The following is a 26,757-nucleotide window of genomic DNA, read 5'->3' as shown; positions in this document are numbered from 1 at the left end:
CGGATCCGGGGAACTTGGCCGTACGCTTCGCCGATTCGGGCGAAACCCCGTCAACGACGCTTGTCCTGCGGGTCCGTGTCGTCGTAGGCGGACGTGCCCGAGTCGAGCAGCGGCTCCTGCCGCTTCAGGTGCACGGGGGCGAAGTATCGCAGCGTGTGGTACCCCGTGATCACCACGATCGTGCCCAGCGCGATGCCGCCCAGCTCGAAGGTGTCGGTGATGTGCAGCGTGACGCCGCCGACGCCGATGATGATGCCCGCCGCGGCAGGCACCAGGTTGAGCGGATTGCGCAGGTCCACCCGGCCCGTGATCCAGATCTGGGCGCCGAGCAGGCCGATCATCCCGTAGAGGATGACGGTGATGCCGCCGAGCACCCCGCCGGGGATCGCGGCGACGACCGCGCCGAACTTGGGGCACAGCCCGAAGAGCAGCGCGAAGCCCGCCGCCGCCCAGTACGCCGCCGTGGAGTAGACCCGGGTGGCCGCCATGACGCCGATGTTCTCGGAGTACGTGGTGTTGGGCGGGCCGCCGACCGCCGTGGACAGCATGGACGCGGCGCCGTCCGCCGCGATGGCCGTGCCCAGCTTGTCGTCGAGGGGATCGCCGGTCATCTCGCCGACGGCCTTGATGTGCCCGGCGTTCTCGGCGATCAGCGCGATCACCACGGGAAGGGCGATCAGGATCGCCGACCACTCGAAGTGCGGCGCGTGGAAGGACGGCAGACCGATCCAGTCGGCCTTGCCGACGCCGGAGAGGTTCAGGCGCCAGTGGTCCACGGCCTCCGGACCGCCCGCCGGTGAGTGGATCTTGCCGAGGACCGCGTCGAGGATCCCGGACAGCGCGTATCCGAAGACCAGTCCGAGGAAGATCGCGATCCGTGACCAGAAGCCGCGCAGGCAGACCACGGCCAGCCCGGTGAACAGCATGGTCAGCAGCGCCGTCCACTGGTCCTGCGGCCAGTACGTCGAAGCCGTCACCGGAGCCAGGTTGAAGCCGATCAGCATCACCACCGCGCCCGTGACCACCGGCGGCATCGCCGCGTGGATGATGCGGGCGCCGAAGCGCTGGATCGCGAGGCCGGACAGGAACAGCGCCACGCCGACGACGAAGACCGCGCCGGTGACGACCGCACTGTCCCCTCCCGAGGCCCGGATAGCGGCCGCGACTCCGACGAAGGACAGCGAGCAGCCCAGGTAGGACGGGACCCGGCCGCGCGTCGCGAGGAGGAAGATCACCGTCGCGACGCCCGACATCATGATGGCCAGGTTCGGGTCCAGGCCCATCAGCACCGGCGCGACGAAACTCGCGCCGAACATGGCCACGACGTGCTGGGCGCCCAGCCCGGCGGTCCGCGGCCACGAGAGCCGCTCCTGCGGCCGCACCACCGCGCCGGGAGCGGGAGTCCGCCCGTCTCCGTGCAGGGTCCAGCCCACGCCGAAGCCCATGGTCCACTCCTCATCTAGGGATGATCACAGCTCCGGCCGATCACACACCGGGGCCGCAGCGCACGGGGTGCCACTGCGGCCGGTCGGCGTGTTACGGCCGGGTATCGACAGGTTCGTCCCGGTCGACCGGACCACCCGGACCGGCCTTCCCGGCCGTTTCGGCGCTCCCGCACCCAGCCTGCCCCACCGGCGGGCGCCGGCGCAGTACCGAAGCACCCGCGACCAGCGCGAAGGCCAGCAGGGTGACCAGTGCGAACGACACCACGAGTGAGGTCGCGTCGGCCACCGCCCCGATCGCCGACGGCGCGATCAGGCCCGAGGTGTACGTGATCGTCGCGACACCGGCGATGGCCTGCGCCGGGGCCGGTCCGGTGCGCGCCGCGGCCGCGAAGGCCAGGGGGACCACCACCGCGATGCCCAGCCCGATCAGCCCGAAGCCGGCGAGCGCCCCGGCCGGATGCCGGACCGTGACCACCAGCAGCCCGCCCGCGGTGGCCAGTACACCGCCCACGCGGACCGTGCGCACCGCCCCGAACCGGTCCACCACCCGGTCGCCGACGAGCCGCGTGACGGCCATGGTGAGCGCGAAGGCGGTGGTGGAGGCGGCCGCCAGGCCGGCGTCCGTGTGCAGCACGTCCCGCAGGTAGACCGCCGACCAGTCCAGGCTCGCGCCCTCGGCGAAGACCGCGCAGAACCCGATGGCCCCGATGAGCAGCGCGGACTTCGGAGGCAGCGCGAAGTGCGGCGGCGCCTGCGACCCCTGCTCGCTCCTCACGTCCAGCACTCCCTGTACGGCGACCAGCCCGGCCGCGGTCAGGACGAGCGCGGCGATCAGGTGGTGCAGCCGTGCGTCGGCCCCGGTGTGCGCGGCGACCATGCCGGCGGCCGAGCCGAGCAGGGCGCCCACGCTCCACATGCCGTGCAGCGAGGACATGATCGAGCGGCGCAGCCGGTTCTCGGTCTCCACGCCCAGCGCGTTCATCGCCACGTCCGACATGCCGGAGGTGGCTCCGTAGACGAAGAGCGCGAAGCAGAGGGCGGGCAGGTTCGGGGCGAGGCTCGGCAGGATCAGGGAGAGGGACCACAACGCCAGCAGTGCCCGCAGTGCCGCGCGGGCGCCGAACCGGTGGTTGATCCGCCCGGCCAGCGGCATCGCGAGCGCGGCGCCCAGGGCGGGGAAGGCGAGGGCGAGACCCAGGGCGCCGGCGTCGAGCCGGGCGTTTTCCTGGATCCAGGGGATGCGGGTGGCGAAGGAGCCGGTGACGGCGCCGTGGGTGCAGAAGACGGCGGCGATGGCGAAACGGGCGTGGCGCAGGCGCGCCGGGCTGAGAGCGGTGTCCCCGGTCATGGGAAATAAACTATCAGGGACCCTGCCTGATAGTTAACGGCCTCGACTCCCTAGGATGGGCGCCGTGACTCCTGCCCTCACCCCGGTGCCGTCCCCCGCCTCGCCCAGCACGGCCCGGGCCATCAACGACCGCCTCGCCCTGCAACTCCTGCAGGAGTCCGGCCCCCTGACGGCCACCCAGCTCAAGACGCTGACGGGGCTCTCCCGCCCCTCGGTCGCCGACCTCGTCGAACGGCTCACCGGGGTTGGGCTGATCGAGGTCGTCGGGGAGTCCGGCGCACAGCGGCGCGGCCCCAACGCCAAGCTGTACGGGATCGTCGCCCGCCGTGCCCACCTGGCCGCCCTCGACGTGCGCACGGACCGGGTCACCGCCGTCGTCACCGACCTGCTCGGCCACCCCCTGGCCGAAGCCGCCCTGCCCGTCGGCGCGCCCGAGGACGCTGTGGCGGCCCTGCTGCGCACCGCCCGCGAGGCCGGAGCCGCCGCACTGCACACCGTCGTCGTAGGCGCCCCGGGCCTCGTCGCCCCCGCCACCGGAGAACTCCGCGACACCACCGGCCTGCCGGCCTGGCACCGGGACCTGGTGAGCGCCCTGCAGCGGACCCTGCCCTCCCGCGTGGTCGTCGAGAACGAGACCAACCTGGCCGCCCTGGCCGAGCAGCGCCTGGGCGTGGCCCGCGACCTGGACTCCTTCGTCCTGCTGTGGCTCGGCGCGGGCGTGGGCGCGGCCGTGGTCCTGGACGGACGGCTGCGCCGGGGCGCCTCCGGCGGGGCGGGCGAGATCGGCTTCCTCCCGGTCCCCGGCACGGAGGGCCTGCCCTCCGCCGCCGACTGCTCGGGCGGATTCCACGCCCTCGTCGGCCGGGAAGCCGTGACCGCGCTGGCGCGCGAACACGGCTTCCCGGGCCTGGCGGAGGAGGCCGTCGCCGGCGCCGCGGGCGAGGCGTTCCTCGAAGCCCTGGCCGAGCGCCTCGCCCTGGGCGCGGCGGCGGCCGCGGCGATCCTGGACCCGGGCTGCGTGGTCCTGGCGGGCGAACTCGGCCGCGCGGGCGGCCCCGCCCTGGCGGCCCGGGTCGCCCACCGCCTGGCGAAACTGATCCCGGTCCCCACGGAGATCCGCGCCACGACCCTGGGGGACCCGGCGGTCCTGGCGGGCGCGAAACTGGCAGCGCGGGAGGCGGCCCAGAAGGTGCTGTTCGGCGGGTAGGAGGGTCTTCGGGTCTGCGGGGCAGCGTGGGGCGGCAGGATCCCGGTGACTCGCCCCAGCGGCCCGGCCGGGGATGTGTGCGGGGTGCGGGCGCCGGCCGCCGCGGCGGCCGTCCTCTCCTACCGCCCCCGCGCCGCCAGGAATTCCGCGAAGGTCACCCGGCCCACCGCGTGGGACGGCGTCAGGTTTCCGCCCCGCTTGAAGCCCGCGTATGCCTTGCCCGCCAGGGGGAGGGGGAACACCCGGCGGCTGCGGCCCGTCGCCGACAGGTAGGCGTGGGCCCATTCCTGCAGGGTGCGGATCTCCGGCCCGCCCATGTCCGGGACGCGGCCCGACGGCGCCGGGACCGCCAGTTCCGCCAGCCGGTCCGCGACCTCCCCGACGGCGATGGGCTGCACCCGTACCCCGCTCGGCATGGGCACCGGCACGACCGGCACCTTCGCCGCCACGTCCGTCACCATCGCCACGAGGTCGTGGAACTGCGTCGTGCGCAGGATCGTCACGCCCAGCCCGGACTCCTCCAGCAGCCGCTCCACCGCCAGCTTCCTCTTGTAGTAGCCGAGCGGGACCACGTCCACGCCGACGATCGAGATGTAGACGACGTTCGTGACGGTTCCCGCCCGCCGGGCCGCCGCGATCAGGTGACCGGCGGCCACGTCGTCGCCCTTGCCCGCACTGCGCGTGTTGCTCGCACAGTGCACGACCACCTCCACGCCCGCCATCGCCGCGTCCAGCCCGCGCCCGTCGCGCAGGTCGACCGGGTGATCGGGGGAGCGCCGGCTCAGTACGCGGACCTCGTGGTCCGCCTCCCGCAGCCGGCCGACGAGCAGCCTGCCGAGGGTTCCGGTGCCTCCGGTGACGAGGATGGTGGTCATGGTGCCGCCCTTCGCTGGGAACGTCTCTTCGGCAGCAGAGACCGGACAGCCCTCAGGAATGTGACAGCTGCCGCCGGAGGAATTCCAGCTTCTCCGGGTTGACCACCGTGCTGATGCCGCTGACCAGGCCATTCTCGAATTCCACCACGAGTACCGCCACCTCGCCGAAGAGCAGGGCGGGCGATCCGTTGACCTCCGCGACGGCGACCGGCAGGCCCGACGCGAACTTCTCCAGCACGCCGATCGAGAACCGGGCCACCTTGTCCCGCCCGAGGATCGGCCGCAGCGCCGCACCGACCACGCCGCCGCCGTCGGACACGTACCGCACGTCGGCCGTGAGCAGGCCCTCCAGCCGGGCCAGGTCCCCGTTGCGCGCCGCGGTCAGGAAGGTCTCCACCAGGCTCTGCCACCGCTCGGGGTCCGGCTCGAAGCGCCGCTCCGGCGCGGCGGCCCGGTCCGCGGCCACACGGCCCGCCGCGCGCCGGTAGAGCTGACGGCAGTTGGCCTCGGTGAGGTCGAGGAGGCCGGCGATCTCCCGGTGGCTGTAGGCGAAGGCCTCGCGCAGGACGTACACCGCCCGCTCGACCGGTGTGAGCTGCTCCAGCAGCACCAGCAGGGCCATGGACACGCCGTCCCGCTGCTCCGCCGACTCCAGCGGGCCGAGGGTCCCGTCCCCGGTGAGGACGGGTTCCGGGAGCCAGGGGCCGACGTACGCCTCGCGGCGGGCCCGCGCCGAGGTGAGGCTGTTCAGGCACAGGTTCGTGACGACCTTGGCGAGCCAGGCCCCCGGGTGCTCGATGCCCTCGCGGTCCGCCGCCGCCCAACGCAGGTACGCGTCCTGCACGGCGTCCTCCGCCTCCGCGGCGGAGCCGAGCATGCGGTAGGCGATGCCGAACATCCGGGGCCGGTGTTCCTCGAAGTCCGCGTCGGGTGCGGTGACATGGGTGCTCACCCGGCAAGCCTAAGCACGTGCGAGGACCCGGTGGCCGCCGGGCCACCGGGTCCTCACGCCTTTCGCACTGCACAGCCGCTCACTGCACAGCCGCTCACGGCTCAGGGATCACGGATCCGGAGCCAGGGGGGCGGGTCAGCAGGCGCCCTGGTCCCTCCAGACACCCCATTCACCGGTGGTGCCGGGCTCCTCGTTCTGCGTCCACCACTGGGCCTTCCAGGTGCGGCCCTTGTGGGAGACGACGTTGCCGGTGTTGTAGATCGTGCCCGCCGCGTACGCCGGGCTCGTGCAGGTCCCGCCCGTCGGGGGAGGGGTGGTGGGCGGCGTGGTCGGAGGAGTGGTCGGCGGGGTGGTCGGGGGCTGGGTGCCGCCCGGCTCCGTCACCGTCCTGCCGCGCGCCAGGTCCCCGGCGAGGGCGTAGGTCGTGCCGGAAATGTTCACCGTCCAGTTCGAGGGCGTGGAGACCGGCAGGTAGTAGTTGAACGCCAGGTCGACCGAGGCGCCCGGAGCCAGCGTCTGCCAGGCCGGGAGCTTCAGGGAGACCCGCTGGAAGTCGCCCTTCAGGCCGCCGACGTTGTTGCCGGTGTGTCCGCTGCTGATCACCTTCGTGCCGAAACCCGACTGGTCGGAGGCGTTGTCCGGGGCGGAGGTCCCGTAGTCGAACTGGAACTCGGTGCCGCCGGGCAGCGTCGTCCTCGTGTTGTTGGTGATCTTGAGCTTCGGGGTGAGGGGGTAGTTGGAGTCGCCCAGCTTGAATTCGGTGAACTCCGTCTTGACGTCGACGGCCTGGGTGGGCAGCGCCGTGCCGGCCTTCTTCGCGCCGTACGGAGGGGCCGACTTGAACTTCTGGTACATCGTGTCGGTGAGCGTGTCGCCCATCTCGTACTGGCCCTTGGCCGCGTTGTACGAGTAGTCGCCCGCGAGCTCCCACACCATCGTGCCGCCGATGCCCTTGTTCACCACGTAGTCGGCCTTGGCGCCCACCGACTGTTCGTCCTCGGTCGAGAGGAAGACCTTCTTCTGCGCGTTCCACAGCCACGGCGCCACCAGGGTGGAGTCGTACTTGCGGACGTAGGTGCCGGTCAGCGTGGTGGTCGCCGGGAAGCCGTACGCGGTGACGTAGTCGCCGACGACCCCCTTCTCCAGGTTCTTGGCGTGCCACATCGGGTTGGAGCCCGCCGGGGACTCGGCTCCGTTGGTGTCCTTGTCGTGCCACAGGTTGTCGATGCCGACCGCGCCGTCGCCGCACTTGGTCAGGCCCGCGCCGGCCGGGCAGGTGGTCGCGGGGGCCTTGCCCCACAGCCCGTCGGTGCCGCCCTGCACGTTCTTGAAGCCGCGGGTGTAGTAGGGCAGGCCGATGTTGATGCGGCCCCCGGGCATCGAGCCGCGGAAGTAGTGGTACGCCCAGTCGGTGTTGAGGTAGCCGATGCCGCCGTACTGGGAGGTGGAGTAGACGCCCGCGGCGGCCAGTTCGCCGTCCTTGCCGTCGTCGAAGAGCGAGGCGTTGGGGCCGACGTACTCGTTCCAGGCGCCGTGCAGGTCGTAGGACATGATGTTGACGTAGTCCAGGTACTTCTGGACTTGGAACGTCTCCATGCCCCGCAGCAGGTAGCCGGAGGAGGGGGCGGCGACGGAGAGCAGGTAGTGCTTGCCGTCCGCGGCGCCCGCGCGGTCGAGCTTCTCGCGCAGGGACTTCATCAGGGCCGCGTAGCCCTGCACCAGGCCGGCGCGGCGGGCGTTGGACAGCTGCCAGTCCAGCGGGTTGCCCGCATCCTTCATGGTGGTCGGGTACTCGTAGTCGATGTCGACGCCGTTGAACCCGTACGTGCGGATGAACTCGACCGAGGAGTCGGCGAAGGTGTCGATGCCGGCCTGGTTGACCGAGCCGTCGGCGTTCGTGGCCATCGAGTAGAAGCCTCCGGACGCGACGCGGTTGCCGTCGGCCCCGAAGTACCCGCCGGTCTCCGCCCAGCCGCCGACCGAGATCAGCGTCTTGACGTCCGGGTACTGCTTCTTGAACTTCGTCAGCTGGTTGAAGTGGCCCTTGTAGGGGAGGGCCGGGTCCATCTCGGCGCCCGCGACGCCGGGCCACGTCATCCCGGTGGCGGCGTTGTTCGTGTGGTCCGCGCCGACCGAGATCTTGTGGTCGGCGCCCACATGGGCGAAGGCGTAGTTCAGGTGGGTGACCTTGGACCACGGGATGTCGTGGGCGAGGTAGGCCGGCTCGCCGTTCTTGCCGGTGCGCCAGCCGGTGAAGTATCCGATGACGCGGCGCTGGTGGTCGGCGCCCATCTTCTCGCGGCCTTCGGTGTCGTAGACCGAGCAGTACGGCACGTCGACGCCGGCCGTCTTGTACAGCCCGTCGGGGCGACAGCTCTCGTTGTCGGCCGCGTGGGAAACGCCCGCCGAGAGCCCGCCCACCAACAGTCCGGCGATTGCGGCGCCGGATGCCAGGAGCATCGCTCTCGTACGTGTGGGGGACAGCATTGTGCCTCCTGGGGAGGGGAGGATGCAGGACACAACTGGACACGACATGAAGCAACAGGACTGGTGCATCAGCTTGTTGGCCCGTGACGTGCGCACATCTGACGGGCTGTTCCCGGGAAGATGAGGGGAACGTTAAGAGGACTAGACCAGCGCGTCAATAGGTCTGGACCAATCCCCGGCCCACTTGACAAATCCCGGATCCGTCCACCCGTGCTGTGAGCCAGACCACACCACATCACCCGCATGGCCCCGGATCGCCCGTGGCAGACTGGCTTCAGTACCAGTAAGCAGCGCACTCCGGGGTCGGTGTAATTCCGAACCGGCGGTTATAGTCCGCGACCCGTCCGCAGCCAGCGGCCGGTTGACCAGGTGAGATTCCTGGACCGACGGTTAAAGTCCGGATGGGAGGCAGTGCGCGGCGGGCCAGTCACCGGTACGCCGCCGTCGGCGGTTCATCGGCATATCCCTGTGGATATGTCTGATCGGACCGTTTTTTCGGCCTCGGCGTCCCCGTGTGTGCTGGACCGCTTCATCTGTCGTATCCCGACAGGCCCCGGAGTCCGTGCCCGATGAGGCAGGAGGACCCGGTGGCGACACACGTCGCGCACGCAGCACCCGACGCGGACGTCCGCGCCATGCGCCGAGCCATCGCGCTCGCCGCCCGCGGACTCGGCTCCACCAGCCCCAATCCGGTCGTCGGATGCGTCATCGCCGACGCCTCGGGCACGGTCGTCGGCGAGGGCTGGCACGAGCGGGCCGGCGGCCCGCACGCCGAGGTCCACGCCCTGCGCGCGGCAGGCGAAGCCGCCCCCGGCGCCACCGCCTACGTCACCCTCGAACCGTGCAACCACACCGGTCGTACGGGGCCCTGCGCACAGGCCCTGATCGACGCCGGGATCACCCGCGTGGTCTACGCCGTCTCCGATCCGAACCAGCAGGCGAGCGGAGGCGCGGCCACCCTGCGCGCGGCCGGGATCGAGACCACGGCCGGACTCCTCGCGGACGAGGCCGAGGCGGGCAACGCCGCCTGGCTGACCTCCGTACGGCTCGGGCGCCCGTACGTCACCTGGAAGTACGCCGCCACCCTCGACGGACGCAGCGCCGCCGCGGACGGCAGCAGCCGCTGGATCAGCTCCGCCGAGTCCCGCGCCGACGTCCACCGGCTGCGCGCCGAGGCCGACGCCGTCCTCGTCGGCTCCGGCACCCTGCACGCCGACGACCCGCACCTCGCCGTGCGCGGCGTCGAGGGCGCGACCCAGCCGCTGCGGATCGCCCTCGACGCCCGCGCGCAGGTCCGGCCGGCGGCCCGCGTCCTCGACGACGCCGCGCCCACGCTGCTCGTCGTGGGCGAGGACGCCGACACCCGGCACCTGCCCGGCGTGGAGCTGCTCCGGCTGCCCCTGCACGACGGCCGCATCGGCGTGCACGACCTGCTCGCCCGCCTGTACGCCCGCGGCGTGCGCTCCGTCCTGCTGGAAGGCGGACCCGCCCTGGCGGGGGCCTTCCTCGAGGCCGGAGCCGTCGACCGCGTCATCGGCTACATCGCCCCGGCCCTGCTCGGCGCGGGCCCCGCGGCACTCGCCGACGCCGGCATCACGAACATCTCCGCCGCGCTGCGCCTCGACCTCACCGAGGCCGTCCGCATCGGCCCCGATCTCCGCATCACCGCAGTCCCCGCCATCGCCACCCCCACCGCCACCAAGGAGCACTGAGTGTTCACCGGAATCGTCGAAGAACTGGGCGAGGTCACCGCCGTCGAGCAGCTCCGGGAAGCCTCCCGCTTCCGGCTGCGCGGCCCCCTGGTCACGGAGGGCGCCAAGCACGGCGACTCCATCGCGGTCAACGGCGTCTGCCTGACCGTCGTGGAGACCGCCGAGGGCGAGTTCACCGCGGACGTCATGCAGGAGACCCTGAACCGCTCCGGCCTCGGCGCCCTGACCGAGGGTTCCCGGGTCAATCTGGAGCGTCCGATGGCCCTCGGCGGACGGCTCGGCGGCCACCTGGTCCAGGGGCACGTGGACGGCACCGGCGAGATCCTCTCCCGGACCCCCTCGGAGCACTGGGAGATCGTCAAGGTCGCCCTCCCGCAGCACCTCTCCCGGTACGTGGTCGAGAAGGGCTCCATCACGGTCGACGGCGTCAGCCTGACCGTGGTCGAGGCCGCGGCCGACTGGTTCACCATCAGCCTCATCCCCACCACCCTCGCGCTGACCACGCTCGGCATCAAGCAGCCCGGCGACCCGGTCAACCTGGAGGTCGACGTCCTCGCGAAGTACGTCGAGCGCCTGCTCGCCGCCGGCGTGGACCCGCTGCACGCGACGGGAGACGACCGGTGACCGCCCTGTCCTGGCTCAACGCGGAGGCCTTCACCGTCTTCGGCCAGAAGGTCATCTGGTCCGACATGATCGGCAACCTGATGGGCCTGGCCGCACTCGCCCTCGGCTGGCGCCGCTCCCTCTGGACCTGGCCCGCCCAGCTGCTCTCCGGCCTGATCCTCATCGCCGCCTACGCCTCCGCCCACCTCGCCGGCGGCGCCGGCAAGCAGCTCCTGGTGATCGGCGTGGCCGTGTGGGGCTGGCGCGCCTGGCAGCTCGGCCGGCAGCAGGCCCAGGACGGCTCCATCGCCGTGCGCACCGCGAGCTGGAAGGAGCGCGGACTGCTGCTCGCCGGAGCGGTGGCGGGCACCCTCGCCGTCGGCGGTCTGTTCACGCTCTACCCGGACCTGTCCTGGAGCCCGTGGGCCGACGCCTACATCTTCGTCGGCACCATCGTCGCGATGATCGCCCAGGCCCGCGGCCTGGTCGAGTTCTGGTTCGCCTGGCTCCTCGTCGACCTGGTCGGCGTCCCCCTCGCCTTCAACAACGGCCTGGCCTTCTCCGGCCTCGTCTACGTCGTCTACTTCGCCCTCGTGCTGTGGGGCGCCTACGACTGGTACCAGCGCTCGCGCACCACCATCCCCGCCCCGGCCCTGGAAGGAGCAACGGCATGACCAGCCTCAAGCCCGTGCCCGACATCCCCGAAGAGACCTTCCGCCTCGATCCCGTCGAGCAGGCCATCCGCGACATCGCGGCGGGCCGGCCCGTCGTCGTGGTCGACGACGAGGACCGCGAGAACGAGGGCGACCTCGTCATCGCCGCCGAGAAGGCCACCCCCGAGATCGTCGCCTTCATGATGAGCGAGTGCCGTGGCCTGATCTGCGCCCCCCTGGAGGGCCCGGAGCTGGAGCGGCTCGAACTCCCGCAGATGGTCCAGAACAACACCGAGTCGATGAAGACCGCCTTCACCGTCTCCGTCGACGCGAGCGCCGCCCACGGCGTCTCCACCGGCATCTCGGCCGCCGACCGTGCCACCACCCTGCGGATGCTCGCCGACGGGGTCTCCCAGCCCGGCGACTTCGTCCGCCCCGGCCACATCTTCCCGCTGCGCGCCAAGCCCGGCGGCGTCCTGGTCCGCAACGGCCACACCGAGGCCGCGGTCGACCTCGCCCGCCTCGCGGGCCTGCGCCCGGCCGGCGCCATCGTGGAGATCGCCGGCGAGGACGGCGTGATGCTGCGCCTGCCCGAGCTGATCCCCTTCGCCCGCAAGCACGGCCTGACGATCATCTCGATCGAGGACTTGATCGCCTACCGCCGCTCCGCCGAGCCCACCGTGCGCCGCGAGGCCGAGGTCAGCCTGCCGACCGCCTTCGGCGACTTCACCGCCTACGGCTTCCGCTCCACCGTCGACGGGGTCGAGCACGTCGCCCTCGTCCACGGCGAGATCGGCGACGGCGCCGACATCCTGGTCCGCATGCACTCCGAGTGCCTGACCGGCGACATCTTCGCCTCCCAGCGCTGCGACTGCGGCCCCCAGCTGCACGCCTCGATGGAGCGGATCAAGACCGAGGGCCGCGGGGTCGTCGTCTACCTGCGCGGCCACGAGGGCCGCGGCATCGGACTGCTGTCCAAGCTGCGCGCGTACGAGCTCCAGGAGCGCGGCCGCGACACCCTCGACGCCAACCTGGAGCTGGGCCTGCCGGCCGACGCCCGTGACTACGCGGCCGGCGCGCAGATCCTCGCCGACCTCGGCGTGCGCACGGTCCGGCTGCTGACGAACAACCCCGAGAAGTCCGCCGCCCTCGTCCGCTACGGCATCACGGTCAACAGCCGGGAGTCGATGCCGCTGGAGGCGGGCGAGCACAATCTGCGGTACCTGCGCACCAAGCGGGACCGGATGGGCCACGACCTGCCCTGGCTGGACGAGGCCGTGACCACGTCCGCCTGCGGCAACCAGTAAGAACGCGCGACCCCGGCGCGCACGAGGCGCGCGTCACCCCCGCGCATCACCGGCGCGCACTCCGCGCGCACCACCCGTACGTACATCCACGAACCACCGAGGAGCAGAGCTGTGAGCGGCAAGGGCGCACCCGAACTGAGCGTGAAGAACTGCGGAGACCTCCGAGTCGCCGTGATCGCGGCCCAGTGGCACGAGAAGGTCATGGACGGACTGGTCGACGGCGCCCTGCGGGCCCTGCACGAGCTGGGCATCGACGAGCCCACCCTGCTCCGTGTCCCCGGCAGCTTCGAACTCCCGGTCGTGGCGAAGGTACTCGCCGGTCGCGGTTACGATGCCATCGTCGCCCTCGGTGTGGTCATCCGCGGCGGCACCCCGCACTTCGACTACGTCTGCCAGGGCGTCACCCAGGGCCTGGTACAGGTGTCGATCGACACCGGAGTCCCCGTCGGCTTCGGTGTACTGACCTGCGACAACGACGAGCAGGCGCTGGACCGCGCCGGACTCGAGGGGTCGAACGAGGACAAGGGGCACGAAGCGGTCACCGCCGCCGTCTCCACGGCCATGACCCTGCGGACCGTCAGCGAACCCTGGCGCTGAGTGGCGACGGGCTACCCCGTATTCTGAGGACCATCATGGCGAACAATCCCCTCAAGACCTTCGAAGAGCTCTTCGCCGAGCTCCAGCTCAAGGCCGCCGAAGGCGACCCCAGCACCTCCCGCACCGCCGAGCTCGTCCACAAGGGCGTCCACGCCATCGGCAAGAAGGTCGTCGAGGAGGCCGCCGAGGTCTGGATGGCCGCCGAGCACGAGAGCAAGGAAGCCGCCGCCGAGGAGATCTCCCAGCTGCTCTACCACGTCCAGGTGATGATGGTGGCGCGCGGGATCTCCCTCGACGACGTCTACGCGCACCTCTGAGCCCGGCCCACACCACCCGCCCGTCATCCCGTAATCCACGCACCAAAGGAAGCCCCATGCTGCGCATCGCCGTCCCCAACAAGGGTTCACTCTCCGGACCGGCGTCGGCGATGCTCCATGAGGCCGGCTACCGGATGCGCAAGGAGTCCAAGGAGCTCGTGGTCGTCGACCCCGAGAACGAGGTGGAGTTCTTCTACCTCCGCCCCAAGGACATCGCGATCTACGTCTCCTCCGGCAAGCTCGACATCGGCATCACCGGCCGCGACCTGCTGCTCGACTCCGGCGCCAGCGCCGAGGAGATCCTGCCGCTGAACTTCGGCCGGTCCACCTTCCGCTACGCCACCACCCCCGGCACGGCGAAGGGCCCCGAGGACTTCAACGGGATGACGATCGCGACCTCGTACGAGGGAATCGTCGCCAAGCACCTCGCCGAGAAGGGGATCGACGCCTCCGTCGTGCACCTGGACGGCGCGGTCGAGACCGCCATCCAGCTCGGCGTCGCCCAGATCATCGCGGACGTCGTCGAGACCGGCACCAGCCTGCGCAACGCGGGCCTGGAGGTCATCGGCGAGCCGATCCTCACCTCCGAGGCCGTCGTGATCCGCGGCAACGGCGCCGACGGCGACGACCCGCAGGTCCAGCAGTTCCTGCGGCGCCTGCAGGGCGTGCTGGTGGCCCGCAGCTACGTGATGATGGACTACGACTGCCGCGCCGAGCACCTGGAACGCGCCGTCGCCCTCACCCCGGGCCTGGAGTCGCCGACCGTCTCCCCGCTGCACAACGAGGGCTGGGTCGCGGTCCGCGCGATGGTCCCGGCCAAGGAAGCCCAGCGGATCATGGACGACCTGTACGAACTCGGCGCGCGCGCGATCCTCACCACCTCGATCCACGCCTGCCGCCTTTAGGGGGCGCCGGCGTGCCGAGACCGGCACGCCGCCCCCCGACCCCGCACGCCACCTCCAGAAGGCAACGCACCATGGCCGAGTCCGCCGCCCAGCCCGCACCGCCCACCCTGCCGGTCACCTTCCGGCCGACCCGCACCCGGGCCGTCCTGCTGGGCGTCGGCCTCGCCATGTTCACCACCATCACCGCCATCGCCGTGATGCTGGAGCGCCTGCAGCCCGGCGAGCGGATCAGCTTCATCTTCGTCGCCACCCTGCTGACGTCCGTCCTCGTCCTGCTCAGCCGCCCCAAGGTGGTCGCCGACGAGGCCGGCGTCACCGTCGTCAACCTGACCACCACTCGCCGTCTGGAGTGGGCGGAGATCCTCCGGGTCAACCTCCGCCCCGGCGACCCGTGGGTGTTCCTGGACCTCAGCGACGGCACCAGCCTGCCCGCCCTCGGCATCCAGCCGGGTGTCGCCAAGCAGCAGGCGATCGGCGACGCCCGCGCCCTGCGCGCCCTCGCCGAGAGCAGGGGAACCGGCCCGAACGACCGCTGAGCCGTCAGATCCTCGTCGCTGCGTACCGTTGCGGCCGCGATCTCAATGACTACCCTGGTGGCGGGGCGCAGCCGTGCGCCCTCCCACCGGCCCCGGGACCCCGTGGTCCGTGGGCACCTGCAACTTGAGGAGTGACTCCCTCCAGCAATGGACGGATCGTCCGGTAATATCCGCGCCGCCCTCCCCACGGAGGCGGCGGCATGACCATCCCGCTACTCCTGCTCGGGGCCGCTTTCGCCCTGATCCTCGCCAACGGTTTCTTCGTGGCCGCCGAGTTCGGCCTCGTCACCGTGGAGCGATCCGACGCCGAGCGCGCCGCAGCCGACGGCGACCGCCGTGCCCGTACGGTCGTCAAGGCCCTGCGGGAGCTGTCCTTCCAGCTCTCCGGCACCCAGCTCGGCATCACCATCACCTCCCTCGTGGTCGGCATGCTCGCCGAGCCCGCCCTCGCCGCTCTGCTGGCCGGGCCGCTCACCGCGACCGGCCTGCCGAAGGGGGCAGTCTCCGGCGCCGGCGTCGTCATCGGCATGCTGCTCGCCTCCGCCGTCCAGATGGTCGTCGGCGAGCTCGTCCCGAAGAACTGGGCGGTCTCCCGGCCCCTCCAGGTCGCCCGCTTCGTCGCCGGCCCCCAGCACGCCTTCTCCCGCGCCTTCCGGCCGGTGATCGCCGGCCTCAACGCCGTGGCCAACCGCCTCGTGCGGGCGCTCGGAGTGGAGCCGACGGAGGAGATGGCCTCCGCCCGCACCCCTGGCGAACTGGTCTCGCTGGTCCGCCATTCGGCCCAGGCCGGCGCCCTCGAACAGGACACCGCCGATCTCTTCGTACGGACCCTCTCCCTGGGCGAGCTCACGGCCCAGCACGTCATGACCCCCCGCGTGAAGGTCAGCGCCCTCCAGCACACGGCCACCGCGGCCGACGTGCTGAACCTGACCCGCGCCACGGGCCTGTCCCGCTTCCCCGTCTACCGCGACCGCATCGACGAGGTCACCGGCGTGGTCCACCTCAAGGACGCCCTCGCCGTGCCCGAGTCCGAACGCGACTGCACCACCGTGAGCCGGATCTGCGTCGCCCCGCTGCTGGTGCCCGGCTCCCTGCCGGTACAGCCGCTGCTGGAGCGGCTGCGCAGCGAACAGCCGATGGCGGTGGTCGTCGACGAGTACGGCGGCACCGCCGGCGTGGTCACGCTGGAGGACATCGTGGAGGAACTCGTCGGAGAGGTCCGCGACGAGCACGACCTCGCCGAGGACGAGACCCCCGAACTCGCCGCCGCGCCGCCCGAGGACGGCCGCCCCTCCTGGGAGGCCGACGGCAGCTGCCGGGTACAGATGCTGCGCCGGATAGGCCTGGAGGTACCCGAAGGCCCCTACGAGACCGTCGCCGGCCTCGTCGCCGACCTGCTCGGCCGGATTCCCGTACCCGGGGACCGCGCGGAGCTCCCCGGCTGGAAGCTGTCCGTCCGCCGCGTCGGCCGCAACCGCGCGGAACGCGTGCGCCTGGTCCGGCTCACCGCCGTGCCGGTGGTGCCCGCGGCCGGCCCCTACCGGCCCGCCTCGCAGGCCGACAGGGCCGCCGTGCTCGGCTCCGGCCGCCACGGCGAACCCGCCCCGCAGCGGGCCGAGCTGGAAGGCGCCGCCCGATGAACGCGCTCCAGCTCCTCTTCGCCCTGCTCCTGGTCCTGGCCAACGGCTTCTTCGTCGGCGCCGAGTTCGCACTCGTCTCCGTACGGCGCAGTCAGATCGAGCCCCTCGCGGCAGAATCCAAGCGGGCCCGCCAGGTGCTCCACGGCCTGGAGAACCTGCCGCGCATGATGGCCGCCGCGCAGTTCGGCATCACCATCTGCTCCCTCACCCTCGGCGCGGTCGCCGAACCCACCGTGGCCCGGCTGCTGGAGCCCGTCTTTCATGCCGCCCACGTCCCGCAGGGTCTGATCCACCCCCTCGGCTACGCCGTCGCGCTCGCCGCTGTGATCTTCCTGCACCTGGTCATCGGGGAGATGGTCCCCAAGAACCTCGCGATGGCCGCCCCCGAGAAGACCGCCCTGTGGTTCAGCCCCGGCCTGGTCGCCTTCGCCCGCCTCTGCGGGCCGGTCACCAGCGCGCTCGGAGCCTGCGCCAAGCTCGTCCTGAAGCTCTTCAAGGTCGAACCCAAGGACGAGGTCGAGGCCGTCTACACCTCCGCCCAGCTGGGCCGGCTCCTCAAGGACTCCCGGCGGGCCGGGCTCCTGGAGCCGGTCGAGCAGGAGCGGCTCGAGGACGCCCTGGAACTGGGCAGCCGCCCCGTCACCGACGTCCTCCTCGACCGGGACCGCCTGGTCACGGTCGGCCCCTCCGTCACCCCGCGCCAGATCGAGCAGCTGACGGTGCGCACCGGCTACTCCCGTTTCCCCGTACGTGCCGACAGCGGCGCCTTCATGGGCTACCTGCACGTCAAGGACGTACTGGACCTGGAGGACCGGGAGCGGGCCGTACCCCAGCGGGTCTGGCGCCGGATGACCACGCTGTGCGCCACCGTCCCCCTGGACGACGCGCTCAGCGTCATGCGCCGGGACGCCACCCATCTGGCCCAGGTCGCGGACCAGAGCGGCCGTGTCCTCGGCCTGGTCGCCCTGGAGGACGTCCTGGAAATGCTGGTCGGCGAAGTCCGCGACCCTTCGCACCGGGCGTACGTGCGGGGCGCGTAGCCGCTGCCGGGGGCTCCACCCCCGAACCCCCGCACCTCGAACGCCGGGCAGGCTGAACGTTTCAGCCCGCCCGGCGTCCGAGGGCACAGGAGGCGGAGCGCACGCACGGGTCCGGGCGGGGCCCGGGGAAACGGTGAGTGGGCGGGGCGGGGAGAAGGCTCCGCGCAGCGGCCACCGTCGCCCGCCGGGGGTCACAGCGCCGGCGGCTCCGGCCGTTCCTGCGGCCCCCGCCCCGACAGGACCTCCCCGTAGGCCTGCATCAGGTCCGCCAGCCGCAGCGTCGCCAGGTCGTCCCGTGACGGCTCACCCGCGAAACCCGCCAGCCTCAGATCCCGGTACGCGCAGCTCTTCTCGTACAGCGTGCGCAGGAAGCGGCCGTTGCCGAGCTCGTCGATCCAGCCCTGCTCCACCACGTGCCCGCTGATGCTGCGCAGCTCCTCCAGCGCCTCCTCGTCCCAGCGGTCCCCGTTCGCCTCCGCCAGCACCCCACCGATCGCGGTCAGTTCCAGCGGACGGTAGCTGGGGAAGTCCACCCGGGTGGTGAACCGCGACGACAGCCCCGGATTGGCGGCCAGCAGCCGGTCCATCCCGGCCGGGTAGCCCGCCAGGATCACCACCAGGTGGTCCCGGTTGTCCTCGGCCCGCTTCAGCAGCACCTGCAGGGCCTCGTCCCCGTACGCGTCGCCCTTGCTGTAGCCCGAGTTCGACAGCGAGTACGCCTCGTCCACGAACAGCACCCCGCCGATCGCCGAATCGATCAGCTCGTTCGCCTTCACCGCGGTCTGCCCGAGGAACTCGCCCACGAGGTCGGCCCGCTGGGCCTCCACCAGATGGTCGCCGCCCAGCAGGCCCAGCGCGTAGAAGACCCGGCCCAGGATCCGGGCCACCGTCGTCTTGCCGGTGCCCGAGGGCCCGGAGAACACGAAGTGGCGTTTCGGCGGCTGCACCGGCAACCCCTGGCCCGCCCTCAGCCGCGCCATGTGGAGCTGCGCGGAGAGCGCCTTCACCTGCCGTTTGACCGGCTCCAGCCCCACCATCCGCTCCAGCTCCGCCAGTGCCTCGGCGAGCGCCGCGGGGTCCGCCGGTCCGGTGGGGAGCCCTTCGGGGGCGCCCTGCGGCGGGACGGACACCTTGCGCCGTGCGCCCTCCACCCGGCCCGCCGGGGGAGGGGGCGGCGCCAGCGGGTCGGACTCCAGCTGACCGTCCGCGGCGATGTCCTGGACGGGCCCGCCGCCCAGCGCGACCGCCGCGAAGTCCCCGCCGGCGGGGGAGGGGCCGTGCCCGCCGTAGGCCCCGTACCCGGCGTACCCCGCAAGGCCCGCCAGATCGGCCATGCCGTCGGTGTCGTCACCGTCCTCGATGGCCGTCAGCCGGGCCGCGGTGTCCATGAACGAGGCGTCCACCCGGTGCACCGCCCGGTAGAGCGGCAGCGCCGCCGCGCTGCGCCCGGTGCCCTCGTGCGCCCGCGCCAGCCAGTACCGCAGCTCCTTGCGCTGTGGCTGCTCGCTGCGACATCGCATCAGCGCCGCCGACAGCATCGGCTCCGCCTGCCCGTACATCTCCAGCCGGACGCGCGCCATCCCGCCGAACAGCCCGGCCTCGATTCCCAGCAGCGGATCGTTCACCAGCGGCTCGGTGTGCCGCACCAGCTGCTCCCAGTCCTTGACCAGGTAGGCGCGGCAGGCGTGCAGGAATCGCACCTGCGCGTCGGTGTCCACCGGCGGCAGCGCGGCGAGGGCCTGGTCCAGCTCGGGCACGTGGCGGCCGTCCAGCCAGTGCGAGGCGTGGGCGAGCAACAGGTCCCGCCGGCTCTCCAGCACCGGCTGCACCCACCAGCCCAGCCAATACCAGGAGTTCAGCATCCGCCGGTGCCGGGCCCGCTGCTCTCCGAACCGGTCCCGGTGCGCGTACATGCGCAATAAGGCGGTGCCGGTGTCGACCCGCAGCGCGTGCAGGCCGAGCCATGCGTCGGCCATCGAGGGATCGAGTCGTACGGCCGCCCGGAACTCCTCCTCGGCCTGCGGGTAGGCGCCCATGGTGCAGGCGTCGACTCCGCGCAGCCAGGCGAGTTCGGCCGGGGCTTGCCTGCTGCCCGGCGTGCCGAAATCCATCACGTCCCCCACAAGCCTGCCCCCGTGGTGCGCGGCAACCCCCGCTTCGAGCGCGCGAGTTGCTCACTGCGCCGATGAAATCAGGGCTGCATCGTACCTGCGGTTTCGCACCTTACGTAGGGCGCGACGGACTCCGTTTGGGCGTGCGCCCCAGGCGCCTTCGGTGACTCAGGGTGAAGAATCGGGGGTTGGTCGCCTCGTGTGACACCCCGGGGGAGGGGCTCGCGGGCAGAACGAAGCCCCCGATCACGGGGGAACAATCGGGGGCTTCGTGTCCGCGGCAGCCGGTGAAGGCCGCACATTCAGAACGTAAGGCCGGTGCGGGGCCCAGGTCAAGCAGGCCGGTCGAGGCCCGGTGGAGCGCAATTCCGGGGCTGCTCAGGCCCGGGGGAGCCCGTCACCCTCGGTGACGGAAGCGGCGGTTCCCGCCGTCGCTCGGGTCCCGGAAGACCACTCGTATCCCGTACCGCTCTGGCGTACCAGGGCGTCGGCGAAGGGGCGCGAAGGGTCATCGGAGAAGTGCGCGCGCTCCGCGCGCTCCCATCCGTCCCAGAAGTCGGAAAGTTCGCGCCCGTCCCGGTTCCGCCCCCGCAGCCAGGCCTGCGCACGCGGGGTCTCCATCCACAGCAGCCGCGCCAGATGCGGGCGCAGCGCCCGTCGGCCTGCGCCGACCCCCTCCACCAGAAGCACCGGCGCCGGCTCCAGGACCCGCTCCGGCCCGAAGCGGCGCTCCACCCAGTCGTACGGGGCCCAGCGCGCGGGCCGTCCGGCGGCGAGCGGCTCCAGCACCTGCGCGCGCAGCCGCTCCTCCCAGCCGAAGAACTCCTCGTGGGTGGCCACGTCGTCCAGGTGCAGCACCGGCGCACCGCCCAGCGCCTCGGCGAGCCGGCCCGCGAAGGTGCTCTTCCCTGATCCGGCGTGCCCGTCGATCCCGACCAGGCGCACCGGGCCGAGGGAGGGAGGCAGCGCGGCGAGCTCGCGTGCGAGCGACTCGAGTGACTGGTGTGGCTCCACCCGACCAGCGTAGACAAGCCCGACACGGCCCCCGGCTTCGGCCCGCCGCCGCCGGGAACTGGAAGGGTGAAGCCACCCAAGCGCCGACCCACCCGGGGGAACCACGCGATGACCGCACCCACGCCACGCAGGGCCGTACTCGTCGCCGCACTCGCGGTCGCCACCGCGGCCACCGCCGCCACCGTCTCCGGCACCAGCGCCTCCGCGTCCGCCCCGCCCACCCCGCGGGTGCCGGGCCGCACCGTCGACAACCGCTTCTGGTTCTCGTACGGCCACTGGCGGGCCGGCACCCACCAGGGCACCACCGCCGTCCCCGGCGCCCGCCCCGGCCTGGAGATCGGGACGGCCGCCGGCCGCACCGAGTACGCCGACCCCCACACCGGGAGGAAGAGCACCTGGGAGTACGCCACCTGGACCTCCCCGGTACACCGCTCCACCGTGCCCGCCACCGAGGCCATCGCCTCCTGGAACGCCTGCACCCCGGCCGGCACCTGGATCCAGGTCGAGCTGCGCGTCACCTACACCGACGGCGCCGTGAGCCCCTGGTACGTGATGGGCCGGTGGGCCTCCGGCGACGGCGACATCCGCCGTACCTCCGTGGACGGCCAGACCGACGGCAAGTCCACGGTCTGGACCGACACGCTGGCCGTGGACGCCCCCGCCGCGGCCGGCGGCCTGCGGATCTCGGACTGGCAGCTGCGCCTGACCCTCCACCGCAGGCCGGGCGCCGGGCGCGGCCCCACCGTGTGGCTCGCGGGCGCCATGGTGTCCGACGTCCCGGACCGGTACACCGTCCCCGCCTCCACCCCCTCCGGAACCGCCCACGAGCTGAAGGTCCCGCGCTACTCGCAGGAAGTCCACACCGGCCGGTACCCCGAGTACGACAACGGCGGCGAGGCCTGGTGCAGCCCCACCTGCTCCCAGATGGTCGTCGAGTTCTGGGGAGGCAAGGCCAGCGCCACGGCCCTGACCTGGGTGAATCCGGACTACGCCGATCCCCAGGTCTGCCACGCGGCCCGCTCCACCTACGACGCCGCCTACAAGGGCTGCGGCAACTGGCCCTTCAACGCGGCGTACGCGGCCACCTACCGGGGGCTCGCCGGCGTCGTCACCCGCCTCACCTCCCTGACCGACCTGGAGACCCTGGTCAGGTCCGGCATCCCGGCCATCACCTCCCAGTCCTTCCTCCGGGAAGAGCTCACGGGCGCGGGCTACGGCACCGCCGGCCACCTGATGGCCGTCGTGGGTTTCACCGCCGCCGGGGACGTGGTTGCCAACGACCCGCACTCGCCAGACAACCCCTCCGTCCGCCGCGTCTACAAGCGCGCCGAGTGGGAGAACGTCTGGCTCCGGACCAAGCGCACGGCCGCCGCCGGCAAGGTCGCCTCGGGCAGCGGAGGCATCTGCTACCTGTACGTCCCGGCGCTGCCGAGCGCGGCGCAGATCCAGGCCCTGCGGGCGGTCGGGGTGCTGTGAAGGAGCGTTTGTTCCCGCCCTGGCCAAGCGGCGTGGATAGGAGCAACATAATGGGGTAAATGGCACATAAAGGCTTCTCAGCACTTCTCAGTAGGAGGCGCCGGCCATGACCACCCATCCGAGCATCGAGCACCACCCCGACCTCGCCGAGATGCGCACCCGGTTCGAGCGGGTGACCAGCACCCCCGCCGCGCAGGCCGTGGAGGCGCTGGCCCTGATCACGGGCCTGTACCTGGCCGCCTCGCCGTGGATCGCGGGATTCAGCTTCCTGACGCCTCTGGCCGTCAACAACCTGATCACCGGCCTGGCCTTCTGTCTGTGCATGGGCGGTCTGGGTTCCGCCTACGAGCGCACCCACGCGATGGCGTGGACGGCGGTCGCCCTCGGAGCGTGGACGATCATCGCCCCGTGGGCCATCGCCGGTGAGATGGACACGACGCGCACCATCGTCAGCAACGTGATCGCCGGAGCCGTCGCCCTGTGCCTCGGCCTCGCGATGGCGGGCATGGCGGGCCGCAACCGCGAGTCCCGCGTCTGACGCGGGCACCGTACGGGACCGGCCGGCCGGGTCCCGACCGCACCGGACTCTTCCGGAGCGGCCGGGGCCCGGCTGCGTGACCTGCGCCACCCGTGACGCTCGTCTCTACCGCAAAGAGGGCGAACGCTGGCACATTGGACATCATGACTGCCGACACCGCCGCCCCGACCGCACCCGCCCGGGCCCTCGTTCGCACCGGAGGCCCCGAGGACGGCTCCTCGTGGCTGGAGCATGTCCTCGGCTGGACCCTCGTGGTCGTCGTCGCCATGTTCGTGACCCAGGTCGGCTGGCTGTGACCTGGGCCGGCCTGCTGTAGCGCCCCCGGCGACCCCGGCTCGGCGACCCCGGCGACCCCGGCTCGGCGACCCCGGCGACCCCGGGCCGGCGGCCCCGGGCCGGCGGCCCCGGCCCTTCGGGCGGCCCTGCGCCGCCCCTTCTGGCGGCCGGGCAGCGCCCTGATGCGCCTCTGCCGTACTGCGGGCATCCTGTGGCGGTTCGAGGGTGGGGCCGGAATCGACTCATGGTCGACCACGTGCAACGACCAGACGATCGCAGGTATGCCGGGTCGAACTCGTTGCAATCGGCCGCAAGTTGTTCGCCGACACTTCGTACGACGCCCTCTCCATGGACGAGATCGCCCCGTTACTGCCTCCCCATCGTCGAGGATTCCGTGGCCGAGCTCATCGCCCGCGCCGGCGGCGAGAGCGAGCTGCCCGACGCCGAGCGGGTCCGCCGCACCCTTGACGGTTACCCGCACTACGCCGAGCATCACCACGCCGCCTACCGCACCATCGTCACCGGTGGCGTCGGCTCCAACGCCGAGGTGCTCGCCATCCGCGAGGCCGACCGCGAGGAACCGGTCGCCACCATCGCCGAAGGCGCGTACGGCCACCGCACACTCCCCCCGATCGCCCGGCTCGCCCTCGTGGGGTGGCTCTCCGCGGTCGAAGGGATCACCCTGGAATGGATCGGCGGGCCGCGCGCCCCGGACGGGCACGACCGGGTCGACGAGCCCGGCCGGGCCGACGAGCCCGGCCGGACCCACCAGCCCGACCAACCAGCCCGGCCGGGCCGCGCTCGGGGCCCTGCTGGTGCGCCGGCTGCGCACCACACCGACGGTGATCGAGGAGTTCGTCCCGGAGTGTCCGGCACCTCCCGCCCCCGAGGAGCCCTCCGATCAGCTTGGTGATCTTGCCCCGGTGACGGGAAGCCCCTGATCGGGCATACTCAAGCCGCCGCAGCCGCTGAACAGGCCCTTCCGTGATCCGGAGGGCAGCATCGGCTGTGAGAGTACCGAGACCCGGCGGCGCGTCCCACACCTCACGCGTCGCCGCCGTGCCCGACCAGGGAGGAGAGCGCCGCCATGACAGACCGCGCCCCGCAGCCGGTGGACCGTCAGCTGCCCACCGAGGAGTCCCGGGACCTCCTCGCCCTCGTACGTGAGATCGCGCAGCGCGAGATCCGCCCCAAGGCCGCCGAGGAGGAGGACTCCGGGCGTTTCCCCCGCGAGGTCTTCACCCTGCTCTCCGAGGCCGGACTGCTCGGCCTTCCGTATCCCGGGGAATTCGGCGGGGGTGAGCAGCCGTACGAGGTCTACCTCCAGGTTCTGGAAGAGCTGGCCGCGGCCCGCCTGACCGTCGGCCTCGGCGTCAGCGTGCACTCCCTGGCCTGCCACGGCCTCGCCGGCTACGGCACCAAGGAGCAGCAGGGAGCCCACCTGCCCGCGATGCTCGGCGGCGGCCTGCTGGGCGCCTACTGCCTCTCCGAGCCGGCCGCCGGCTCCGACGCCGCCTCGCTCACCACCAAGGCGGTGCGCGACGGCGACGACTGGGTCATCACCGGTACCAAGGCCTGGATCACCCATGGCGGCGTCGCCGACTTCTACACCGTCCTCGCCCGCACCGGCGCCGAGGGCCCCAAGGGCATCACGGCCTTCCTGGTCCCCGGGGACGCGGCGGGCCTGACCGCGGCCGTGCCCGAGAAGAAGATGGGCATGAAGGGCTCGCCCACCGCCCAGCTGCACTTCGACGGCGTACGGGTGCCGGACGCGCGCCGCATCGGCGAGGAGGGGCAGGGCTTCTCCATCGCTCTGGCCGCACTGGACGCGGGGCGCCTGGGCATCGCGGCCTGCGCCATCGGCGTCGCCCAGGCGGCGCTGGACGAGGCCCTGATCTACGCCTTGGACCGCAAGCAGTTCGGGCATCCGATCGCGGACTTCCAGGGGCTGCGCTTCATGATGGCCGACATGGCCACCAAGATCGAGGCGGGCCGGGCGCTGTACCTCGCGGCGGCGCGGCTGCGGGACGCGGGCAAGCCGTTCTCCCGCCAGGCCGCCATGGCCAAGCTGTTCTGCACCGATGCGGCGATGGCCGTCACCACGGACGCGGTGCAGGTCCTCGGCGGCTACGGCTACACGGCGGACTTCCCCGTCGAGCGCCTGATGCGCGAGGCGAAGGTGCTCCAGATCGTGGAGGGCACCAACCAGATCCAGCGCATGGTCATCGCCCGCCACCTGGCGGGGCCGGAGACGCGCTGACCTGACCTCCTCAGGTGGGGCCCGGGCGGTGGTGGCTGTGGCCGTGGCCGTGGCCGTGGCCGTGGTGAAGGTGGTGCCGGGGCCCTCGGTCCGGCACCACGCCTCTCCGCGTTGCGGGCCCCCGTAGGACCGGCACGAGGGGGACGGGTGCCCGCGGCTACCGTGCGGACAGCCCCTGGGTGTCGTCCGGGCGGCGCGGCTCGCGCCACATCGCCCACAGCGTCGGACCCTCGCCCGGCAGCCTCAGCTCCTCACGCACGGTGAAGCCGAAGTGCTGGTAGAAGGGGAGGTTGGACGGCTTGGAGGACTCCAGACAGGCCGGCAGACCGGCCGCGTCGGCCTTGGCCAGCCCCGAGCGCAGCAGGGCGGCGCCCTGGCCCTGGCCCTGGGCGGCCGGGTCGGCGCCGATGACCGCCAGGTACCAGTGCGGTTCCTCGGGGGTGTGCCGGGCGGCCGTCTCGACGGCGTCCCTGAACAGCAGGGCCCGGTCGCCGAGGATCGTCTGGAGCTCCTCGATGGTCTCCGCGTCGGGAACGGCCTTGGCCCCCGCCTCCGGGGGCACCCAGAACGCAGCCGCCGCATCGGTGCGCTCGCACACGCTGTGGCGGACGTACTGCCGGGTGAAGATCGTGGTGAAGTAGCGGGCCAGGGCCGCCCGTCGCGAGGCGTCGTCAGGGAAGAACCAGCGCATCATCGGGTCGTCGTCGAAGGCTCTGGTCAAGATCCGGCTGATCAGTGGCGCATCGTCGACCGTTGCCGTTTTCGGCGTATTCGTTATGGGCATACCGGCCATTCTGCACGCGATGATCTTGAACGGATCGGCAGGGGTCCGTGCCGTGCTGACCGACCTGCTGTTCGGGGTACTGACCTGCTGTTTGGGGTGCCGGGTGCCGGGTGCCGGATGCCGGGTCCAGGGTGCAGGGTGCAGGGTGTCAGTGGCGGCTGTGGTGTGCGGTTACGCCCTGTCCGGCAGCTCCCTCACCCGGCCCGTCGGACAGGTCCCAGTACAGGTCGCTGCTGGTGGTGGGCCACACCGGGGAGGACGTGAGCTGGGACCACTCCGGGTCGCGCCGCCCGGGCAGCGTCCGCCCGGCGTCGGCCCAACGGGCCAGCAGATCGCGATAGATCGGCGGGTCCGGCGTCTGATGCTGCGGCTCCCGTTGTGGCTCCCGCTGTGGCTCGCGCGGTTGCTGAACCGATTCTTCGCAACCCGGCAGCGTCGGGCGGCGCCTTCGGCCCGTTGAAGACTGAAGCATGGTCATACAAGGCCAACGCGCAACCGAAGGCCCGAGTAATCGGGCCCACCGTACGGGTTTCCGTTCGACCTGTCCCCGGGGTTGGGGGTGGCAGGGTCGGGGGTGGGGCGGGTCGGGGGTGGGTCGAGCCGGCTGGGCGGTATCAGGGTTGGTTTGGGGGTTTCCCGTCAGTCTCATCGTCTCTCCGTGTCGGGCCGGTCCC

The 26,757-nt window shown here is 72.1% G+C and carries 24 protein-coding genes and 1 riboswitch; of the genes, 16 read left to right on the top strand and 8 right to left on the bottom strand.

Annotation, left to right across the window (positions count from 1 at the left end; translation table 11 throughout):
- Positions 1-50: 50 nt before the first annotated feature.
- Together ACWGIF_RS26975 and ACWGIF_RS26970 are read right to left on the bottom strand one after the other, a co-directional pair.
- Positions 51-1,445, bottom strand: coding sequence for a uracil-xanthine permease family protein (locus tag ACWGIF_RS26975; RefSeq protein ID WP_453501272.1), 1,395 nt, complete (start codon positions 1,443-1,445; stop codon positions 51-53).
- A gap of 91 nt (positions 1,446-1,536) precedes the next feature.
- The gene (locus ACWGIF_RS26970) at positions 1,537-2,793 is read right to left on the bottom strand and encodes an MFS transporter (protein ID WP_453501271.1); all 1,257 of its coding nucleotides are present in this window, start codon (positions 2,791-2,793) and stop codon (positions 1,537-1,539) included.
- A gap of 55 nt (positions 2,794-2,848) precedes the next feature.
- On the opposite strand from ACWGIF_RS26970, the gene ACWGIF_RS26965 reads away from it, so the two are divergent.
- Positions 2,849-4,000 carry an ROK family transcriptional regulator gene (locus tag ACWGIF_RS26965; RefSeq protein ID WP_453501270.1) on the top strand — a complete coding sequence of 384 codons (1,152 nt, stop codon included), beginning with the start codon at positions 2,849-2,851 and terminating at the stop codon, positions 3,998-4,000.
- Between the two features lie 119 nt (positions 4,001-4,119).
- On the opposite strand, the gene ACWGIF_RS26960 is transcribed toward ACWGIF_RS26965, so the two are convergent.
- The 3 genes from ACWGIF_RS26960 to ACWGIF_RS26950 form a co-directional block, all read right to left on the bottom strand.
- On the bottom strand, positions 4,120-4,875 hold the full coding sequence (locus ACWGIF_RS26960; protein WP_453501268.1) for an SDR family oxidoreductase: 756 nt from the start codon (positions 4,873-4,875) through the stop codon (positions 4,120-4,122).
- Between the two features lie 52 nt (positions 4,876-4,927).
- The gene (locus ACWGIF_RS26955) at positions 4,928-5,827 is read right to left on the bottom strand and encodes an RNA polymerase sigma-70 factor (RefSeq protein ID WP_453501267.1); all 900 of its coding nucleotides are present in this window, start codon (positions 5,825-5,827) and stop codon (positions 4,928-4,930) included.
- A 135-nt stretch (positions 5,828-5,962) separates the two neighbouring features.
- The gene (locus ACWGIF_RS26950; RefSeq protein ID WP_453501265.1) at positions 5,963-8,314 is read right to left on the bottom strand and encodes a chitinase C-terminal domain-containing protein; all 2,352 of its coding nucleotides are present in this window, start codon (positions 8,312-8,314) and stop codon (positions 5,963-5,965) included.
- A gap of 288 nt (positions 8,315-8,602) precedes the next feature.
- Positions 8,603-8,733: riboswitch (FMN riboswitch) on the top strand.
- Between the two features lie 216 nt (positions 8,734-8,949).
- Between ACWGIF_RS26950 and ribD the strand changes: the two genes are divergently transcribed.
- The 10 genes from ribD (at position 8,950) to ACWGIF_RS26900 (ending at position 17,624) form a co-directional block, all read left to right on the top strand.
- Positions 8,950-10,026: a bifunctional diaminohydroxyphosphoribosylaminopyrimidine deaminase/5-amino-6-(5-phosphoribosylamino)uracil reductase RibD gene (ribD, locus tag ACWGIF_RS26945; protein ID WP_453501294.1), complete on the top strand. Its 1,077-nt coding sequence runs from the start codon at positions 8,950-8,952 to the stop codon at positions 10,024-10,026.
- Positions 10,027-10,650, top strand: a complete 624-nt coding sequence (locus tag ACWGIF_RS26940; RefSeq protein ID WP_453501263.1) for a riboflavin synthase — start codon at positions 10,027-10,029, stop codon at positions 10,648-10,650.
- Positions 10,647-11,303, top strand: coding sequence for a nicotinamide mononucleotide transporter family protein (locus tag ACWGIF_RS26935; protein WP_453501261.1), 657 nt, complete (start codon positions 10,647-10,649; stop codon positions 11,301-11,303). The genes ACWGIF_RS26940 and ACWGIF_RS26935 overlap by 4 nt, the downstream gene beginning before the upstream one ends.
- Positions 11,300-12,589 (top strand): bifunctional 3,4-dihydroxy-2-butanone-4-phosphate synthase/GTP cyclohydrolase II, encoded by a 1,290-nt coding sequence (locus ACWGIF_RS26930; RefSeq protein ID WP_453501259.1) that lies wholly within the window; start codon positions 11,300-11,302, stop codon positions 12,587-12,589. Before ACWGIF_RS26935 ends, ACWGIF_RS26930 begins: the two co-directional genes overlap by 4 nt.
- Before the next feature lie 111 nt (positions 12,590-12,700).
- Entirely contained in the window at positions 12,701-13,186 is a 486-nt protein-coding gene (gene ribH, locus ACWGIF_RS26925) for a 6,7-dimethyl-8-ribityllumazine synthase (RefSeq protein ID WP_007262951.1), read from the top strand.
- A 35-nt stretch (positions 13,187-13,221) separates the two neighbouring features.
- The gene (locus ACWGIF_RS26920; RefSeq protein WP_453501257.1) at positions 13,222-13,503 is read left to right on the top strand and encodes a phosphoribosyl-ATP diphosphatase; all 282 of its coding nucleotides are present in this window, start codon (positions 13,222-13,224) and stop codon (positions 13,501-13,503) included.
- A 56-nt stretch (positions 13,504-13,559) separates the two neighbouring features.
- The gene (hisG, locus tag ACWGIF_RS26915; protein ID WP_453501256.1) at positions 13,560-14,408 is read left to right on the top strand and encodes an ATP phosphoribosyltransferase; all 849 of its coding nucleotides are present in this window, start codon (positions 13,560-13,562) and stop codon (positions 14,406-14,408) included.
- A gap of 71 nt (positions 14,409-14,479) precedes the next feature.
- Positions 14,480-14,944: a PH domain-containing protein gene (locus ACWGIF_RS26910; RefSeq protein WP_453501254.1), complete on the top strand. Its 465-nt coding sequence runs from the start codon at positions 14,480-14,482 to the stop codon at positions 14,942-14,944.
- A 200-nt stretch (positions 14,945-15,144) separates the two neighbouring features.
- A complete protein-coding gene (locus tag ACWGIF_RS26905; protein WP_453501253.1) occupies positions 15,145-16,584 on the top strand; it encodes a hemolysin family protein in 1,440 nt (479 codons plus the stop codon).
- Positions 16,581-17,624 carry a hemolysin family protein gene (locus tag ACWGIF_RS26900; RefSeq protein ID WP_453501251.1) on the top strand — a complete coding sequence of 348 codons (1,044 nt, stop codon included), beginning with the start codon at positions 16,581-16,583 and terminating at the stop codon, positions 17,622-17,624. The genes ACWGIF_RS26905 and ACWGIF_RS26900 overlap by 4 nt, the downstream gene beginning before the upstream one ends.
- 191 nt (positions 17,625-17,815) lie before the next feature.
- Here the strand turns inward: ACWGIF_RS26900 and ACWGIF_RS26895 are convergent, their stop codons facing one another.
- Positions 17,816-19,735 carry an AAA family ATPase gene (locus ACWGIF_RS26895; RefSeq protein WP_453501249.1) on the bottom strand — a complete coding sequence of 640 codons (1,920 nt, stop codon included), beginning with the start codon at positions 19,733-19,735 and terminating at the stop codon, positions 17,816-17,818.
- A gap of 378 nt (positions 19,736-20,113) precedes the next feature.
- Positions 20,114-20,749: a uridine kinase family protein gene (locus tag ACWGIF_RS26890; protein WP_453501248.1), complete on the bottom strand. Its 636-nt coding sequence runs from the start codon at positions 20,747-20,749 to the stop codon at positions 20,114-20,116.
- Positions 20,750-20,857: 108 nt separating this feature from the next.
- On the opposite strand from ACWGIF_RS26890, the gene ACWGIF_RS26885 reads away from it, so the two are divergent.
- The 5 genes from ACWGIF_RS26885 (at position 20,858) to ACWGIF_RS26865 (ending at position 25,299) form a co-directional block, all read left to right on the top strand.
- A complete protein-coding gene (locus ACWGIF_RS26885; RefSeq protein WP_453501247.1) occupies positions 20,858-22,225 on the top strand; it encodes a C39 family peptidase in 1,368 nt (455 codons plus the stop codon).
- Between the two features lie 106 nt (positions 22,226-22,331).
- Complete coding sequence (locus ACWGIF_RS26880; RefSeq protein WP_453501246.1) at positions 22,332-22,763, top strand: SPW repeat protein; 432 nt, start codon at positions 22,332-22,334, stop codon at positions 22,761-22,763.
- Between the two features lie 143 nt (positions 22,764-22,906).
- Complete coding sequence (locus tag ACWGIF_RS26875; RefSeq protein ID WP_453501244.1) at positions 22,907-23,059, top strand: SCO1431 family membrane protein; 153 nt, start codon at positions 22,907-22,909, stop codon at positions 23,057-23,059.
- Positions 23,060-23,433: 374 nt separating this feature from the next.
- Positions 23,434-23,952, top strand: coding sequence for a hypothetical protein (locus ACWGIF_RS26870; protein ID WP_453501243.1), 519 nt, complete (start codon positions 23,434-23,436; stop codon positions 23,950-23,952).
- A gap of 174 nt (positions 23,953-24,126) precedes the next feature.
- The gene (locus ACWGIF_RS26865) at positions 24,127-25,299 is read left to right on the top strand and encodes an acyl-CoA dehydrogenase family protein (protein WP_453501241.1); all 1,173 of its coding nucleotides are present in this window, start codon (positions 24,127-24,129) and stop codon (positions 25,297-25,299) included.
- A 157-nt stretch (positions 25,300-25,456) separates the two neighbouring features.
- Here ACWGIF_RS26865 and ACWGIF_RS26860 read toward each other — a convergent pair whose 3' ends face one another.
- Entirely contained in the window at positions 25,457-26,083 is a 627-nt protein-coding gene (locus ACWGIF_RS26860) for a GNAT family N-acetyltransferase (RefSeq protein ID WP_453501240.1), read from the bottom strand.
- Between the last annotated feature and the right edge of the window lie 674 nt (positions 26,084-26,757).

It is taken from the genome of Streptomyces sp. NPDC054849, assembly GCF_053610945.1.
Note: the sequence above shows the minus strand (reverse complement) of the source record. Positions and strands in the feature narration are given on the sequence as shown.

What these genes read in the sequence shown, in the direction of transcription:
- ACWGIF_RS26975 (WP_453501272.1), bottom strand. Translation starts at nt 1,445, where the DNA reads ATGGGCTTCGGCGTGGGCTGGACCCTGCACGGAGACGGGCGGACTCCC.
- ACWGIF_RS26970 (WP_453501271.1), bottom strand. Translation starts at nt 2,793, where the DNA reads ATGACCGGGGACACCGCTCTCAGCCCGGCGCGCCTGCGCCACGCCCGT.
- ACWGIF_RS26965 (WP_453501270.1), top strand. Translation starts at nt 2,849, where the DNA reads ATGGGCGCCGTGACTCCTGCCCTCACCCCGGTGCCGTCCCCCGCCTCG.
- ACWGIF_RS26960 (WP_453501268.1), bottom strand. Translation starts at nt 4,875, where the DNA reads ATGACCACCATCCTCGTCACCGGAGGCACCGGAACCCTCGGCAGGCTG.
- ACWGIF_RS26950 (WP_453501265.1), bottom strand. Translation starts at nt 8,314, where the DNA reads ATGCTGTCCCCCACACGTACGAGAGCGATGCTCCTGGCATCCGGCGCC.
- ribD (WP_453501294.1), top strand. Translation starts at nt 8,950, where the DNA reads ATGCGCCGAGCCATCGCGCTCGCCGCCCGCGGACTCGGCTCCACCAGC.
- ACWGIF_RS26930 (WP_453501259.1), top strand. Translation starts at nt 11,300, where the DNA reads ATGACCAGCCTCAAGCCCGTGCCCGACATCCCCGAAGAGACCTTCCGC.
- ACWGIF_RS26920 (WP_453501257.1), top strand. Translation starts at nt 13,222, where the DNA reads ATGGCGAACAATCCCCTCAAGACCTTCGAAGAGCTCTTCGCCGAGCTC.
- hisG (WP_453501256.1), top strand. Translation starts at nt 13,560, where the DNA reads ATGCTGCGCATCGCCGTCCCCAACAAGGGTTCACTCTCCGGACCGGCG.
- ACWGIF_RS26910 (WP_453501254.1), top strand. Translation starts at nt 14,480, where the DNA reads ATGGCCGAGTCCGCCGCCCAGCCCGCACCGCCCACCCTGCCGGTCACC.
- ACWGIF_RS26905 (WP_453501253.1), top strand. Translation starts at nt 15,145, where the DNA reads ATGACCATCCCGCTACTCCTGCTCGGGGCCGCTTTCGCCCTGATCCTC.
- ACWGIF_RS26900 (WP_453501251.1), top strand. Translation starts at nt 16,581, where the DNA reads ATGAACGCGCTCCAGCTCCTCTTCGCCCTGCTCCTGGTCCTGGCCAAC.
- ACWGIF_RS26895 (WP_453501249.1), bottom strand. Translation starts at nt 19,735, where the DNA reads ATGGATTTCGGCACGCCGGGCAGCAGGCAAGCCCCGGCCGAACTCGCC.
- ACWGIF_RS26885 (WP_453501247.1), top strand. Translation starts at nt 20,858, where the DNA reads ATGACCGCACCCACGCCACGCAGGGCCGTACTCGTCGCCGCACTCGCG.
- ACWGIF_RS26880 (WP_453501246.1), top strand. Translation starts at nt 22,332, where the DNA reads ATGACCACCCATCCGAGCATCGAGCACCACCCCGACCTCGCCGAGATG.
- ACWGIF_RS26875 (WP_453501244.1), top strand. Translation starts at nt 22,907, where the DNA reads ATGACTGCCGACACCGCCGCCCCGACCGCACCCGCCCGGGCCCTCGTT.
- ACWGIF_RS26865 (WP_453501241.1), top strand. Translation starts at nt 24,127, where the DNA reads ATGACAGACCGCGCCCCGCAGCCGGTGGACCGTCAGCTGCCCACCGAG.
- ACWGIF_RS26860 (WP_453501240.1), bottom strand. Translation starts at nt 26,083, where the DNA reads ATGCCCATAACGAATACGCCGAAAACGGCAACGGTCGACGATGCGCCA.